The sequence below is a fragment of the Methanoculleus sp. UBA430 genome (assembly GCF_002506585.1).
Classification (GTDB): domain Archaea; phylum Halobacteriota; class Methanomicrobia; order Methanomicrobiales; family Methanoculleaceae; genus Methanoculleus.
In genome coordinates, this window is sequence record NZ_DAXW01000012.1 from 28,788 (window position 1) to 43,572 (window position 14,785).

Sequence of the window (14,785 nt, forward strand, 5' to 3'; positions counted from 1 at the left end):
CATACTCCGGTTCGTCGTCCTCGTCCTCCTCCACCTTCAGGACCTAGACCGCGACGGCACAACGGGCCCGTTGCAGAGCGGAGCATGCATATAGAGGGTGTTCAGGCCGGGCGGCTAACGAATTCTTCCGGCGCCGGGGAGGGGCGGTTCCTACAATAATATTTCCCGCCGTTATAGCCTCAGGGGAAGTATTTTTCCCGGCCAGCACGACATGGGCATCCTATTATACAGAGACCCGAGATTATCCTGTATATGGCGTGTAGGGACCGGGAAGACGGTGTCTCGGAGGTGGTGAGCACGATCCTCATGGTGGCCATGGCTGTCATCCTTGCGGCGATTGCGGGGTCGATGGTCTTCGGGATGGAACTTCCTGAGGAGCCGAAGACTGTCGTGGTGACGGCGACGCGGTCGGGGGATGTGATCACGTTCATGAACCACGGCGGGATGAATATGGACCGGGTAGCTGAGATCAAGTGCTGGATCGGCGGGGTGGGCCAGGGGAACGATAACTTCACGATCGATGCCCGGGCCGGGGCGACTGAGACGTATACCTCGAAGGAGGTGGTCAGGGTTGTCGTCGTCGGGAGGTTTGTCGATAGCGAGTCGTGGATAGTGCTGGATAAGACGCTCTGATGCACCGGACGGCCATTATCTGCGGGCAGGGCCTTTTTTTCGTGTGCGAGGCAACGGTTGTGAGGACGGAGACGGGGGCTCTCGCGTTGGCGCGAAGGGGACAGGAGAGGGGAGCAAGGCAGTGCTCCAGAGTAGAACTGAATCTGACCGGATCACGTTGAGCGATAACCTGTTCCCATAGCAAAAACTCATGCAGTGAGGGTGTTTTCGTCACTGGATGTTTCGGAGAGCATTACCGGATATCTTACCCGGGGCAGGACGCCTGACGACTATATGGAGCATATCCGTGATGCCGCAGGTCTTCACCGCAACCTGTAGACGTGCTGGCGATGATCAATTGCTATCAGGTACACTGCTCTTTCTCTTTCGTCGGGAAGAAATATCAGTCGATAACGCTTTGCAATCCGGGTTGCTTTCTTCCCGTGTAATGCACCCGAAAGCCAACCGCCCGTATTGAGGGGGTCCTGTTTCAGGCGTTGAAGTTTTTTTCCGAGTTCGATTATTACTTCTTTGTTGCCTTTGACCTTTGAGAGGCTCTCGACAAATGTATCGGTCCTCCGGATCGTCCATTCCATCAGGACAGCTCGCCGAGCAGGTCGTCTATTGAAGATATCTCCCGATATCGTCTGGCTGCGATGTCTTCTTCGCTCATTCGTATCTGCGCCATAGTTTCGGGATTGCTGAGAATCTCAACGGTATCAAGAAGGGCGTCAAGATCTTCCCGCCTGACCATAGTCTCCTGTATCTTTTTGATTTCAAGATAGAGGTCATCGATGGTGACAGCCGGTGTCATGAGTAGTACTAACCGTCTGTTCAAATAAAAGTATTCTGGAGGTGGTGGGCGCCCTTCTCATTTCGCGGGAAGGAACGGTTGCGGGGACGGCGACGTGGTCTTGCGCGGAGCAACCTGGGGATTCGGGGTTGACCGGGGTATTCGTTTGCACAGTTACACCGGTTTGCACACCTTTGCACCTTGGTTTACACCTCGAAAAACTGCAGGTTGCAGGCTGTTCCCGTATCGGGAGGGTCTCCTCGCGAATAGTTAGTATGTTTGCACCACTGCGGATTTCACAGAGACCGGGAGTGGGGGTCACTCGCTCCTGCACGCAGACTCTCCGTTCCCGGTAAATGGTGTAAATTACCATTCTGATCTGTACATATCTCTCCGATAGAAGAATCACCGCCACTCCAGCCAGTATCCTCGTTTGCACGTTCCCCGGAATTCCGGTGCAAACCTGGTGCAAAGGTGTAAACATGCGGGTCGTTGCCCCTATCGTCGGGGTCGTCCTCCAGCCGGATCGCGAGTTCTGCCGCCCGCTCCCGGCAGCGCCCGGCGTCGAACCGGAAGTGGAGTTCATGCCGGCGGACGGTCGTCCCGGCGGAGTCGCCGATGACCGTCGAGTCCACCCCACTGACGGCAGGGCACTTCTCCTGGAGGCGAGAGCAGATGAGGAGCCGCCGGGTCTTCCGGTAGGGGAGTCCCGTTGCCGCCTGGAGTTGCCAGACCGTGGGCGTCTCCCGCCCCCTCAGAGCGGGAAGACCGTGTACTGGATGTACCAGACGTACTCCACCACAGGTATCCAGAAGTGGTAGCCCTCCCAGCAGCTGGTGGCGAACCGGAAGTCGACGACCGCGAGCCAGGCGAGCGAGAAGAGCATCAGCACCGGCACTGCGTAGGCAAGGAGGCGGGGGGAGGCGCGTTTGGCGATGACGGCGACATAAAGCACCGCGGCCCCGGCGAGGAAGAGGTAGGTGAGGGTCGTGATGAACGTGACCTGTTCACCGAGGCTTTTGCCGGCGATGACCTGGAGGACGATGAAGATGAGCGGGAGATCGATGACTGCGAGCCAGAAGAGGGTTTTGAGGGATTCCCGCACCCCGTCGGCGTCGAGACCGGCGTGCTTGAAGGCGTAGACCCCGATGACGAGCATGGGAAGGTAGGCCGGGGAGAGGTAGCGCATGTCGGGGACGATCCCGGGGCTTGCCGGCATCCCGGGGATCTGCCGGATGTAGGTGAGCACCACCAGGACGGCGGCGAGGGCGAAGAAGGCGAGGAGCCGTGCGTCCCGGGGGCTTATCCCGGTCGGTCTTTTGCGGATGAGTGCGTAGCCGGCCGCCCCGGCGAGGAGGAGGGCGAAGAACGAGAGCGGGGAGACCTGGAAGAATGCGGCGGACCCGGCACGGACGGGCTCGAAGAAGGCCCCGTAGAGGCCGGAGAGGAGGCTATCGGGCCGGAGGGTATACTGCCCGAGCACGGTGCTCCAGAGGCTCTCTGTCCCGGACGGGATCTCCCTCCCCGCGGCGGAGGCATACCCCGCCGTCCAGGGGAGGATGAGAGGGTGACCGGAGAGCCCCCAGTTGTTGACGAGGAGCGGGAGGGCGCCGAGCGGGACCCCGGCGGCGGCGAGAACGGCCTTCCCTACTTCCCGCCGGCCCTTCGAGGCCGCGACGGCAACCCCGAAGAGGAAGAACCCCAAAGCGAGCGCCGGGCCGAGTTCCGGCCGTGCCCACGCCGTCCACCCGACGGCGATGAACGAACCAAAGAGGTAGAGGGCGTTCTCCCGCGTGAGGTAGAGGGTGAAGCAGTAGAGCGCGATTGCGAAGAGGAGGGCGACGAGCGCGTGGTCCTTTGCGTTCCCCGACCAGAAGAGGTACGAGGAGCAGCAGACCGTCGCGGCAAGCCCAAAGAGCCCCCACCAGTCGGAGCCGAGGACTTCCCGGAAGATGAGGAAGGCGACGACCGCGAGGAGGGCGAAGGCGACGCTGTTTGTAAAGACGATTGCGGCGACCTCGGGGTAGACCCCCACGTCATAGGGCTGCACCCCCCGCACGAACCAGAACGACCGGTAGAGAGCCGCGTTGAGGACGAAGAGCACCCCCCACGAGACGATCCCGGCCCAGGTCCACGGGATCCCCCGCCAGCGTGCATACTGCGGGAACCAGAACTCGATCATGAGGAGGACGGCGAGGAGGAGGGCAGACCAGAGGAGGATGACGGCGAGGCGGAAGTCGTCGCCGAAGAGCGAGAAGAGGTGGTAGGCGGGAAGGGAGGCAATGGGGAGGGCGAGGGTGTAGCAGAGGGTGTTGTGGTGGGAGGCGGCGTAGTTGGAGGCCCCGTAGGGGGAGTAGCCGAAGAGGAGATCTTGATCGGTAATGAGGTGGTTGAGCTGGTTGGCGGTGATCCACTCGTCGGTGATGTAAACAGAAGAGTATCCGGCGGTGATGGCAAAGAAAAAGGACACGAGGAAAGCTAGCGAGATTAATTTTGATACGCCCATATAAAAAAGATTAGAGGTAGGTGTCAACGAGCTTCTGCTCAGAGCCGTCGTTAAAGGATCCTATAACTATAACATGCTCGGATCCATCCTCTGCCAGCGGTGCTAGAGTCGCAGTTGTTTGCCATGTGGACCCAATGGTGAAATCTCCAGGCTTTGACGTGGTACTAGAGTCAGTATCGATCTTTTTGTCCGTGTCTTGCGTGTAGTAGGTCCCAACAGGAGAGCCATCATTCTTTTCAACTATAACCTTCAGGTGTTCTAACCGTGGCAGGTCTGAACCACCCTCTATTGCGATCATAATGTTGTTACCCGTAGCCGCTTTAACGGAGATAGCCACATTCTTTGTGGTATCCGGCATGTCCGACGACATCCCAAACACAAACGCCGCGATAACCGCGGCGAGGATCACCGTGATGGCCACCATGAGGATGACGCCGATCACCGGTGATACTGCATCTTCATTCTCTCTGAATTTCATCATACTTTTACACCTCTTTGACCTCACGCCCCTGATGAGGCTATCAGTCGACGAGACTACCTACTTTCTAATTATATTTAAATATATCGTAATGATTCTTTCCAGAATGATTAAATATTGTCAGACATCCCTCTGCGAAAGATCCTTTCATGATATAAAGGAGTTGTTGCAAAGAACAAACGGGCCGGGATCGCAATTTCAGGGATAATACGGGTTCACCCGGCCCAAAATCCATTGCAGAGCCCCCGGGGTGCGGCAGGTGGAGAGAATCCCCGACCGTATCGGGCCCGGATTTCTTATGCTGCGCGACACCGGAGCACGAGCACCGGCAGGTGCGGCCCGGGACTGCCCCCCAACGACGTCCGGAGCACGAGCACCCCCCGCCCCACCCCGGGCGGCGGGTTGCACCTTCCCGCACGACTGCTACCAATGCTCGCGACACTGTCGAGACTATCTTTCTCCCGTAGGCAGCACGCCGTTCCCCGGGGATATCCCTATGGACTCGGCCGCCGATATGCCGGTACAGCAGGACCCGTTCGACATTCACCGCAGCCCGGCTCTTTTTCGTGCAGATCGAGTCCGGCGATATGGTGTATGTGGCGCCGGATCCGCGAAGGATTCTACCGGTAGATGCTGCTCCGGTCTCCCGCCTCCAGTACAAGAATCAGGAGGCGCTCATCCTCGATCGTGAGAATGACCCGGTACCGATCTATCCGGAGCCGGTAGACGGGAGTCCTGGAAAACCCGGCCGGTTTCCGGACGTGCCGGTAGGAGTCCGCCCGGAGCCCGGCCGGTCGTCCCGGCCGTGGAGGTTCGATCAGTAATCATTATGGCCCCGCACTCACAACAACTCCATCGTATGCTTTTGGCCAGGCGACCGGTCATCCACGAATTTGCGGCAAAGGCACGAGAGGCGTGCGGCGACGCAATCGAGGAGATCCTGCTCTTCGGTTCCGTGGCACGGGGAGACGATCGGCCGGACTCCGATATTGATATCCTTGTGATTACATCCAGGGAGGACTTTCGCCTTCGTGAATACCTCACAGGACTTGCTTTCGATCTGTTGATGCTCTCCGGGGAGCGGCTCTCGGTCAAGGTCATCTCCCGAGCCGATGTTGCAGCGCACCGGCAGTACCCCTTCATCAGGCATGTTCTTCATGACGGCGTGGCGGTTTAAGTGAACGACCGGTCTGTCATGACGGCGCTTTTTGTCAAATCGCACCAGCGCCTCGATGCAGCACGTATCCTCTGCACTGAGGGACATTACGAAGATTCAATCAATCGAGCCTACTATGCGATGTATCTTGCAGCCCTTGCTCTTCTGCACCGAAAAGGCGTGGAAACAAAGACTCATGCCGGGTTGATCTCGGCGATCGGCTCGGAGTACGTCAAGACCGGTGAACTCGCTCGTGAGCACGGAAGGGCATTGAACCTGGTCGAAGAACTCCGGGAGGAGGTGGATTACACGATCTGCCGGAACATTATGCGGGAAGAAGTGGTCTCGGTCATCGCCAAGGCAACAGATTTTGTCGTCTGTGCAGAACGGATCTGTGCGGAAAATCATATGGACGAGCGGCCTTCCTGACCCTCCCGGCCTGTAGTATTCTTTAAGACCCGGTGGGCGATCTCTTCTCCACACCAAACTCCTTCCGGATATCGTCCTCGGAGTAGAGCCGGCCGGCCTTGATGTCCTCCAGGGCTTCCTCGATACCCCGGATGGCTTCCTCCGAGAGGGGCTCGTCGTCGACGGTCATGTCGAGCAGGCGACCGATAACGTCGTTATAGGACTCCCTGGGGTGTCGTTTCAGGCCCTCCAGGCGGTCTTTGTTCGCCGATGTGATCCAGACGGTTGTGGCGGACATATAAATCCCTATAGGTTATTATAGGATGTGAAGCATGCGATCGGGCAGCGCTAGATCCCCTCCTGTAACATGAGCTGTGTACTGGCAACCCTACCTAAGCCGCTACTCCCGGGTCAAGGGCAAGAGTTGTTCCTTCAGTGCCGGGAGATCGTGCTCGACCACGTTCCAGACCGCATTCCGGTCGATCCCAAAATAGTGATGAACCAGGACGTTCCGCATCCCAACGATATCCGACCACGGAATGTCCGGATTTGCGGTTCTGAACTTCAGAGAGATCCCTCGCACTGCTTCCCCGATGATCTGGAGGTGGTGAATGACCCAGACTTGTGCCATTTCGTCGTTGTAAAAGTACTCACGGCCCCGCACCGATATCTTTTGAATCCGCTCAATCGCTTCGAGAATATCCAGTACCCGTTCACGATCGTCTCTCATAGAGCCCGCGCTTCCCGTAAGACCCTTGGGCGGATCCGCTCCCGGAGTCCCGCTTCGGTCACAACGTCGACCGGACGGTCGAGCAGGAGGGAAAGGTCCATAGCAAGGCCTCCCACGTCGAGAAGACTCCGGTCGGGATCCAGATCGATCAGGATATCGATATCACTGTCTTCCCGGGCTTCCTTCCGCGCCACGGATCCGAAAACCCGGACGTTCTTTGCCCCCCTCCGGTGCGCGAGAGTGAGGATCTCGTCCCGTCTCTGGATGAGAAGGGTATAGATGTCGGTTCCCGGGCTCATATCTCCAATAGTAAATACATCGCCACCAGACCTATAAATCTTATCCCGGAGGCACGCCCCCTACCGCACCGTTCCATAGACGGCAGAAGCCCCGGAACAGTTACGTTTCTTGATCGTCTCCCTGCCGGGAGGTGCTGCTCCGGTGTCCCGGCTCGAAGCCTGACGGTTTCTCAAACTGGTTGGTGTAATTGACCGATACCGTTGCAGGGCACAGTGAATTGATGAACTGATTATGTTCAAAACCTGGTCGGCCGCCTGGAAACAGTTTAGAATCTAGTCCCTTCTGTGTTCCAGTCCCGTGTGAGCCGGGCATCCCTCAACCATTCCCGGAGCACAGGTATGTCGGACTGTGTTGTCTCCCAGACGATCTCAAGACTGACGCCGAAGTAGTGATGAATGAGTTTGTCCCGCATACCGGCGATGAACCGCCAGGGAACCTCAGGGTACCGCTCCGTGAACGAGGGCGGAAGATTCTTTACGGCTTCCCCGAGGATCTCCAGGTTCCTGATGACTGCATCCTGTGTCCTGATATCGCCGGTGAACTCGTCGTATGTCATCTCCGAAGTGTATGACAGAATGCGCTCAACGGCCTCGGCGATATCGGCGCAGAGGAGATGGGTGTTCGACCGTTCAGGCATAGGCGACCTCGACGGCCACCCGCTCCCGTATGGCAGGTTTGAGAGCGTCAGGGGTCACCAGGTCGACGGGGGCGCCGAGGTGAAGTGAGAGGTACTCTTCGAGTTCCAGGAAGGCGAAGAACCCGACCGGCCGGGAGAACTCGACGAGGATATCGATATCGCTTGCCTCAGTCTGCTCGCCGCGAGCGACAGAGCCGAAGATACCTATCCGTCTGACCGAAAACCGTGCGGTGATATCATCCTTGAGACGCTGCAATGTCGCAAAGATCTCTTCCCGGGATTGCATGGATACTGGTGTTTGGCGGAGAGTATTAATAGTTGCTTCGCCCCGGCGGCTTCGGGAAACCCCGGATCGGGAAAATTCCAGAGTGGGTAAAAAAAACCCTTAGTTCTATCGTGTCTCTATCATCTTTCTGGTTTCCAGGGGTCAATTTTCAGGTGTACCATACTCTGTAGTTGAGGTAATGGTGGCTGCCCCGGATGCCAACCCCCCTCAAAACCGGCTGCTCGCAAGGCTTTGACCACCTTCTCGCCGGTGGTTCTCGGAAGTTTCAGATCCTTGCGTTGCTCGTATTCAGGGGGACGGAGACCTCGACCGGAATAGGCTTGCCGAGCTTCCTGGCCAACCTCGATGTATCCCGAGATCGCCTCTTCGATCTCTGCCAGCGCCTCTTCCCGGGTAGCCCCTTCGCTGATGCACCCCGGAAGGGACGGCACCGTCACGGTGTACCCTCCATCCTCATTCGGCTCCATAAGGACGGTATAGCGGAGACGAGTATCTGGCAAATCGATCCCTCCACAGGAGAATTGTCTACGGCACTATAGAGGGGTTCCGCAGATCATCATCTCCGATGCCGAACCATACGAGGCTCAAGGCAGAGTACCTGAGCAGGCAGAATATCAATAGATCCCTCGCAACGTGGAATTGTGGAGTCGCTGACACCACAATCCGGGAACCGCCACCCCCGGGAGCCTGGGGGAAAGCCTCTGCCGGGCCGGGGCAGTCCCGGTCGTGAAGGTTCGATCAGTATTATCACCCTGAAGGTAATATCACATTATATCGGTGGGAACATGAGGGTATTCACGGCCGTGCTGTATAAGGAAGAGGACGTTTACGTAGCCGAGTGCCCGGAAGTCGGCACCGTCAGCCAGGGCAAGACGGTGGAAGAGGCGGTCGCAAACCTCAAGGAAGCAACGGAATTATACCTCGAAGAATTCCCGCTGGAAGACGGACGAAGGCCGATCATCACGACGTTTGAGGTGGCCGTGGGTGCCGGGGCTTAAACCAGCCTCCGGCGAGACCGTAATAAAAATCCTCACGAAGGAATACCAATTCGCCGTAAGCGGACAATCCGGGAGTCATGTGCGCCTGTCAAAGGCGACGGCCGGTGGGGAATGCGACTGTCCCGCAGGACAGGAGCTTGAGCACCCGGAGGGTGCGAGGTGGGAACAGTTGTCCCGCTCCGTAGGGAGCTAAAGATCGGTACTCTTCAGGGCATCCTGCGGTTGGCGAAGATCGAACCTGAGGATTTTGCCCGATATCTGTAAAGCAACCCATAATCTCCTTTTCTGACTGTCGCGCTTCTTATGGGGAATTTTTGACGGTGCCCACCCGGAGCCGGTAGGCGGGAGTCCTGAAAAACCCCGCCTGTTTCCGGACGTGCCGGTAGGGGTCCGCCCGGAGCCCGGCCGGGGTAGTCCCGGCCGCAGAGACGCCAGAAGACCGTGACGACGGGGCCTGCCTCCTCGTTCGGATCGTATCCTCGAGCAGGCGGCCGTGCGGTCCCCGTGCACCAGCCAGGGTCGGCCTCTGCCTGGAGGAGAGAGGATGATCGGCGGACCGATCGCCCCCGGTCTGCCGCAAACGATCACGGCAGGGGAACATCTTATCCCGGTCGCCGGAGAAGATATCATGAGAATATCGTGATCCCCGACGACATCATCCCGGTCGCATTCGCCGTCCTCTCGTCGCCGAAGCGCTACGCCCTGCTCCTCGGCTCGGGTGTATCCGGAGGAAACCTTCCCACCGGCAGGGCGATCACCCGTGACCTGATCCGGAGGATTGCCGCCCTCTCGGGAGAAGAGATCGACAGAGACCCCCTGGACTGGTACCGGGACCGGTACGGTAGAGAACCGACATTCCCCGGTCTCTTCAAGACGCTCGAAGCCCGCGACGGGGACGAAGAAGCGATCCTCGACGACTACTTCACGGTCGTCGGCCCGGAAGGGCGGCGGGTCGCCCCCGGGCCGACGCCCGCCCACAGGACGATCGCAACGATGGTGAAGGAGGGGCTCATCAGCCTCATCGTCACCACGAACTTCGATGACCTCATGGAGCGGGCGCTCCTGGACCAGGGGGTCCAGCCGGTGGTGATCACGGGATTGAGCGACCCGGAGATGATGTCCGTCTTCCCCGACCGGTGCCGGATCGTCAAGGTGAACGGCGACTACCCGAGCACCGACCTGAAGATGACGCCCGAGGATCTGAAGGACTACAGCCCCAAGATCAAAGACTACCTGGACCGGATCTTCTCGGAGTACGGCCTGATCGTCTGCGGATGGTCCGCAAAGGACGATACGGGGCTCGTGAAGATCCTCGCCGGCGGAGAGCGGACAGAACGAAGGGTCCGGAGGTATTCAACCATCTGGTGCCGGCGAAAAGACTCGACCCCCATCCCAAAAGAGGTTGTCGGGGAACTCCACCCCTCGGAGATCGAGATCGCCACCGCGGACGAGTTCTTCGAAGAGCTCTCCTCCCGTATCGAGGTCCTGCGCCGGTACGAGCACAAAGAACCGATAAGCGTCTCGACCGGGGTGCAGAAGGTCAAACGCATCTTGCGAGAGCCGAAGCCCGAACTCATGCTTCCCGATCTCATCCGCGACGAGACCGATCGCGTCATCGAGTTCATCATGGACAGGCAGCGGTACCAGGCCGCCGGCATCGACGGTAAGGAGTATTACCTGACGACGCTCCGGAGTCTCGAAAATACCGCTGCACCGCTGGCGGCGATGGCCGCCACGGTGGCATACCACGACGACACCTTCACGGACCTCATAACCGACATGCTCGTGCGACTGATCAACATCCCCCACGTCAAGCCCCGGGTCTCCGGGATCCAGAATATCCACCAGAAGACGGACCGGGAGTACATCGAGGGCCTCCACCGGTTACGACACTACCCGGCCCTTCTCGTCCTCTACGCGTCCGGCATCGCCGCCGTACGCACCGGGCACTTCGACACGCTGGAGGCGATCGTCCGAAGACCGAAGCAATACCGTTACGACGGCATGTTGAGGGAGACCGCACCTTATCATGAGTCGGTAAACCTTCAGGGGGTCGCCGGCTCCGGCGCCGACTGGATAGCCGGACAGACCCCTGAGCGTTTCGAGACGGAAGGCACCCATACGGACTACTTCTCCCAGGTCATATATACCGTGATGCAGGGCCTGTTCCCGAACCGATACGCCTTCGATGAATCCCTGGATATCTTCGAGTATATCTTCGGACTCGCGTATCTGGCGGAGCTCGGCGAGATCGAACCGGAAGCATTCCGCTTCGCCGCGCTTCCCGGACCCTTACGGTCCTGCAACTGGCACCGTCACCCTTACCTGCCGGGCATATCGCCCCCTGCTCGCACCCTGTCGCTTCCTCCGCACCTCATCGCTTATCTCGGAGACCTCAAGCAGAGGGCGGCAGACTCGAATTTCTTCGGAGGTGACCTTTCGGTCTTTGAGAAGGCGCACCGGAACTACGCGAAGGGGTTCGGGATCGACTGTCCCGGAACGGGCATCGAGTTGCCGGAACCGGACCTGCAAAACGACGCCTGACCGAGTCGTGGAAGTGCCGCCTGACCGATTGCCGTTGAGTGTCCGATACCGGACCGTACTGCCGAATCCGGCCTTACCGTCCTCTCTTCCTCGCCCGTGAGCGTGCGGCGATGCACTCCGGAGGGCACATCCTCCGGAGCAGACGGCCCGGCCCCGGGCGATTATGCCGTGTCATCCCGGCATAACGATCGGGAGATCTCCCGCCCCATTCCACAGGTTAAAGAGGACCTATATCAATATTCTATAACTGAATGTGGCGGGGAACGTTCATAATCAGAGGATATAAGGTCTAAAGATACCCATATTGGGCCCTGTTCGCCTCTCAGGGGAACAAAGGTCGAGCGGACACATCTCGTCTATCGCATCGAAAGAATAGAAATCTCGTTTACCGCAAAGAATAATCATCGTCTGGCAGGTATGGAGCAGAACAGCACAGGATCCGGTATCCGATGGTCAGTCATCGCCTTTACGGTGCTTCTCACCGCCCTCGCAGCGACCAGCCTCTACAACTACCTCCTCTTCCACGTCATCACCGAACTCGTCGCGGTAGGGATAGCGATCGCGGTCTTCACCGTCGCCTGGAATGCCCGGACGATGCGGGAGAACAGTTACCTGCTGGTCGCCGGCACCGGGCTGCTCTTCGTGGCCTTGATCAGCCTCATCCACACCCTCGCCTATGACGGTATGGGGATCTTCGCCGGCTACGACGCAAACCTCCCGACGCAGCTCTGGGTCGCCTCCCGTTACCTCCTTGCCGGGACGTTCCTTGCCGCTCCCCTTCTGCTCCGGAAAAATCCGGCACCCCGGTGGGTCTTTGCCGCGTTTGCGGGAGTCACCGGAGCCCTCCTTCTCTCGATCTTCGCCGTTCCGGTCTTTCCCGACTGCTTCATCGAGGGTTCGGGGCTGACGCCGTTCAAGATCATCAGCGAGTACGTCATCGTGGCCCTGCTCGCCCTCGGGGCCGTCGCCGTCTACCGGCTGCGCGACGCCTTCTCGCCCCGGGTGGTGAACCACCTGGCTGCGGCCATCGTCGTGCTGATGGTATCGGAACTTGCCTTCACGCTGTATACCGATGTGTATGGTCTCCTGAACATGGTCGGCCACCTCCTGATGGTGCTCGCGTTCGGGCTCATCTATGTGGGATTCGTCGAGACCGGGATCCGGCAGCCCTACGCGGTGGTCTTTACCGGCTTAAAATCGAGCGAAGAACGTCTGCGGCGGGAGAAAGATCGGTTCAAGCAGTACCTGGATATCGCCGGAACCCTCTTTGTCGTCCTCGACCGGGACGGGCGAGTCACCCTCATCAACCGCAGGGCGTCCGAGGTCCTCGGCTGTCCGGCGGATGCGGCCGTGGGCGAGCCCTGGATCGAGCGGTTCGTCCCGCCGGCGGAAGGGGAACGGTGCCGTGGGATCTTTCTTGAGCTGATGCAGGACGAGACTGAACCGAACGAGTATGTACAGACATCGGTCCGCACCGCGGACGGGCGTGAGCGGATCATCGCGTGGCACACCACGGTGCTCCGGGACGATGACGGCGCCGTCTACGGGACACTGAGCTCCGGCGAGGATATCACCGAGCGGCAGCATGCCGAGGAGGCGCTTGGCCGGGCGAACACGAAGTTAAACCTTCTCTCCGGAATCACCCGCCACGATATCCTCAACCGGATCACCGTCGCCCGCGCCTACATCGAGTTCGCGGCGGAGGACAGCAAGGACTCCGTCGTCCAGGCTCACCTGGAGCGTGCCCGGGCCGCCGTCGAGGAGATCCAGAAGCAGGTCGAGTTCAGCCGGGACTACCAGGACATGGGTGTCGCGGCGCCCGCCTGGCAGCGGCCGGCCGACCTCATCCGCGAGAGCGTCGCGGACCTCGGCCTCCCGGCGGGTGTCCGGGTCCGGGTGGACCTCGGGGACCTTGAGATCTACGCTGACCCGATGGTGAAGAAGGTCTTCTACAACCTCGTCGACAACGCGGTCCGGCACGGGGGGAAGGTGACGGAGATCCGGTTCTCCTGCGCGAAGTCCGGGCAGGACCTGACGATCTTCTGCGAGGACGACGGCACCGGCATCCCGGACGGCGAGAAGGAAGCGATCTTCCGGAAGACGTATAAGCGCCGGTACGGCCACGGGCTCTTCCTGGTCTCGGAGATCCTCGGGATCACGGGGATGACGATCCGGGAGACGGGGGTCTTCGGCGAGGGGGCGCGGTTTGAGGTGAGGGTGCCGGGCGGGGGGTGGCGGGAGGAGTAGAGGAGCAGGCGGAGGGCCGATTCCTCTCCCGACGAAAAGAAGGGGGGCTCCAGGCGGTCGGCACAGAAACGATATATGGTAATCTCCCCCTTCTTCTCTCATGCATCTTTCAGCCGGGGGGACCGGAACGGGCATGAAAGCCTTCGCCTGCCTCGCATGCGTCCTCCTTCTTGCCGCGACTTCCCCGGCGGCAGCCGCCGGAGCGGAGGAACCGGGGCGGTACGTCGTCCACTGGTTCAACGGCGACGGTGCCGAGGTCTCCTTCGACGGCGAGTATAAGGGGACGATCGCCGGCACCGAACTTGCCGTGGCGGCGAACCCGCCCGCACGGGAGTATACCGTCCGGAAAGGAGATCGCCCGGTATATACCGGCTTCATCGACAGGACCCCGGCCGCCGGGGAGACGGTTCACCTCTTCCCGCAACGCTACCAGGTCGAGCAGCCCGCCCCGGGTGCGGAGGTGAACGAGACCGGCTGGTACCGGATCTATCGCAATGACGGCGAAGGGATCTACTTCGACGATACGTTCGTGGGCGTCGTCGAGAGCGGCGTACTGCGGGTCGCGGTGGACACCACGCTCCCGCCCCCACAAGAGTTCGTCTGCCGGGGGGAAGACGGCTGGACGATGTCGCGGCACCACCTCCCGCCGCTGCCCCCGCCGGGAGGGACGGTCCACGTCTACACGTCGGTGCAATCGGCACCCCACGCCTCCGTGCAGGTGACGCCGGGCACCTCGTCTCTCCCCACAGAGGCGGCACCCACCCCGTTACCGGGCCCCGGCACGGCAGGGGCGATCGCAGGGCTGCTGATTGCCGCCGGACGGCTCCGGAAGCGGTGAACTGCCTTTCAGTGCTCCCTCAAGAGCAGCCGCCAGTGATACGCCCAGACGACGAGCCCCACCGCGACCTGCGCCACGCTCCCGGGCAACCCCGGGTAATACTCCGGCACCGGGTAGGGCTGGGGTGGTGGGTAGATGAAGACCTCGATTGCGACGGCGATCAGACCTACGCTGCCTGCGATCGCAACGATGAGCGCGACAAACGAGACCGCGTAGAGGTAGGCCCTCCACGCGGTGAGGCCCTCGACCACG

General features: G+C 60.1%; 19 protein-coding genes. 8 read left to right on the forward strand and 11 right to left on the reverse strand.

The features are described from left to right. Positions 1–252 precede the first annotated feature (252 nt). A complete protein-coding gene (locus BRA49_RS09595; protein ID WP_292385547.1) occupies positions 253–633 on the forward strand; it encodes a type IV pilin N-terminal domain-containing protein in 381 nt (126 codons plus the stop codon). Positions 634–935: 302 nt separating this feature from the next. Here the strand turns inward: BRA49_RS09595 and BRA49_RS09600 are convergent, their stop codons facing one another. Both BRA49_RS09600 and BRA49_RS09605 read right to left on the reverse strand, forming a co-directional pair. Next, positions 936–1,208, reverse strand: a complete 273-nt coding sequence (locus BRA49_RS09600; protein WP_292385548.1) for a type II toxin-antitoxin system RelE family toxin — start codon at positions 1,206–1,208, stop codon at positions 936–938. Beyond that, positions 1,208–1,426 (reverse strand): hypothetical protein, encoded by a 219-nt coding sequence (locus BRA49_RS09605; RefSeq protein WP_292385550.1) that lies wholly within the window; start codon positions 1,424–1,426, stop codon positions 1,208–1,210. Before BRA49_RS09605 ends, BRA49_RS09600 begins: the two co-directional genes overlap by 1 nt. A gap of 461 nt (positions 1,427–1,887) precedes the next feature. Here BRA49_RS09605 and BRA49_RS09610 point away from each other — a divergent pair, with 461 nt between their 5' ends. Then, positions 1,888–2,226 carry a hypothetical protein gene (locus BRA49_RS09610; RefSeq protein WP_292385552.1) on the forward strand — a complete coding sequence of 113 codons (339 nt, stop codon included), beginning with the start codon at positions 1,888–1,890 and terminating at the stop codon, positions 2,224–2,226. On the opposite strand, the gene BRA49_RS09615 is transcribed toward BRA49_RS09610, so the two are convergent. Both BRA49_RS09615 and BRA49_RS09620 read right to left on the reverse strand, forming a co-directional pair. Beyond that, positions 2,160–3,875, reverse strand: a complete 1,716-nt coding sequence (locus tag BRA49_RS09615) for a hypothetical protein (RefSeq protein WP_292385554.1) — start codon at positions 3,873–3,875, stop codon at positions 2,160–2,162. The two genes, BRA49_RS09610 and BRA49_RS09615, sit on opposite strands and share 67 nt — an antisense overlap. A gap of 46 nt (positions 3,876–3,921) precedes the next feature. Beyond that, complete coding sequence (locus BRA49_RS09620) at positions 3,922–4,392, reverse strand: type IV pilin N-terminal domain-containing protein (protein WP_292385556.1); 471 nt, start codon at positions 4,390–4,392, stop codon at positions 3,922–3,924. 856 nt (positions 4,393–5,248) lie between these two features. Between BRA49_RS09620 and BRA49_RS09625 the strand changes: the two genes are divergently transcribed. Beyond that, entirely contained in the window at positions 5,249–5,566 is a 318-nt protein-coding gene (locus tag BRA49_RS09625) for a nucleotidyltransferase domain-containing protein (protein WP_292385558.1), read from the forward strand. Next, on the forward strand, positions 5,567–5,974 hold the full coding sequence (locus BRA49_RS09630) for a HEPN domain-containing protein (protein WP_292385560.1): 408 nt from the start codon (positions 5,567–5,569) through the stop codon (positions 5,972–5,974). A 22-nt stretch (positions 5,975–5,996) separates the two neighbouring features. Here BRA49_RS09630 and BRA49_RS09635 read toward each other — a convergent pair whose 3' ends face one another. The 6 genes from BRA49_RS09635 to BRA49_RS09660 form a co-directional block, all read right to left on the reverse strand. Beyond that, positions 5,997–6,251, reverse strand: coding sequence for a DUF7557 family protein (locus BRA49_RS09635; protein ID WP_292385562.1), 255 nt, complete (start codon positions 6,249–6,251; stop codon positions 5,997–5,999). Between the two features lie 102 nt (positions 6,252–6,353). Further along, a complete protein-coding gene (locus BRA49_RS09640; RefSeq protein WP_292385564.1) occupies positions 6,354–6,683 on the reverse strand; it encodes a DUF86 domain-containing protein in 330 nt (109 codons plus the stop codon). Further along, positions 6,680–6,982, reverse strand: coding sequence for a nucleotidyltransferase family protein (locus BRA49_RS09645; protein ID WP_292385566.1), 303 nt, complete (start codon positions 6,980–6,982; stop codon positions 6,680–6,682). The genes BRA49_RS09640 and BRA49_RS09645 overlap by 4 nt, the downstream gene beginning before the upstream one ends. A 266-nt stretch (positions 6,983–7,248) precedes the next feature. Further along, complete coding sequence (locus BRA49_RS09650) at positions 7,249–7,620, reverse strand: DUF86 domain-containing protein (RefSeq protein WP_292385568.1); 372 nt, start codon at positions 7,618–7,620, stop codon at positions 7,249–7,251. Continuing rightward, complete coding sequence (locus BRA49_RS09655) at positions 7,613–7,906, reverse strand: nucleotidyltransferase family protein (protein ID WP_292385571.1); 294 nt, start codon at positions 7,904–7,906, stop codon at positions 7,613–7,615. Before BRA49_RS09655 ends, BRA49_RS09650 begins: the two co-directional genes overlap by 8 nt. Before the next feature lie 119 nt (positions 7,907–8,025). Then, entirely contained in the window at positions 8,026–8,373 is a 348-nt protein-coding gene (locus tag BRA49_RS09660; RefSeq protein WP_292385573.1) for a type II toxin-antitoxin system HicB family antitoxin, read from the reverse strand. Positions 8,374–8,691: 318 nt separating this feature from the next. Between BRA49_RS09660 and BRA49_RS09665 the strand changes: the two genes are divergently transcribed. The 4 genes from BRA49_RS09665 (at position 8,692) to BRA49_RS09680 (ending at position 14,533) form a co-directional block, all read left to right on the forward strand. Then, complete coding sequence (locus BRA49_RS09665) at positions 8,692–8,904, forward strand: type II toxin-antitoxin system HicB family antitoxin (RefSeq protein ID WP_292385575.1); 213 nt, start codon at positions 8,692–8,694, stop codon at positions 8,902–8,904. Positions 8,905–9,543: 639 nt separating this feature from the next. Then, positions 9,544–11,448: an SIR2 family protein gene (locus BRA49_RS09670; RefSeq protein WP_292385577.1), complete on the forward strand. Its 1,905-nt coding sequence runs from the start codon at positions 9,544–9,546 to the stop codon at positions 11,446–11,448. A 417-nt stretch (positions 11,449–11,865) separates the two neighbouring features. Then, a complete protein-coding gene (locus tag BRA49_RS09675) occupies positions 11,866–13,695 on the forward strand; it encodes an MASE3 domain-containing protein (RefSeq protein WP_292385579.1) in 1,830 nt (609 codons plus the stop codon). Between the two features lie 100 nt (positions 13,696–13,795). Then, complete coding sequence (locus BRA49_RS09680) at positions 13,796–14,533, forward strand: hypothetical protein (protein WP_292385581.1); 738 nt, start codon at positions 13,796–13,798, stop codon at positions 14,531–14,533. 8 nt (positions 14,534–14,541) lie between these two features. On the opposite strand, the gene BRA49_RS09685 is transcribed toward BRA49_RS09680, so the two are convergent. Next, the gene (locus BRA49_RS09685; protein ID WP_292385583.1) at positions 14,542–14,784 is read right to left on the reverse strand and encodes a DUF5671 domain-containing protein; all 243 of its coding nucleotides are present in this window, start codon (positions 14,782–14,784) and stop codon (positions 14,542–14,544) included. Position 14,785: the final 1 nt, after the last annotated feature.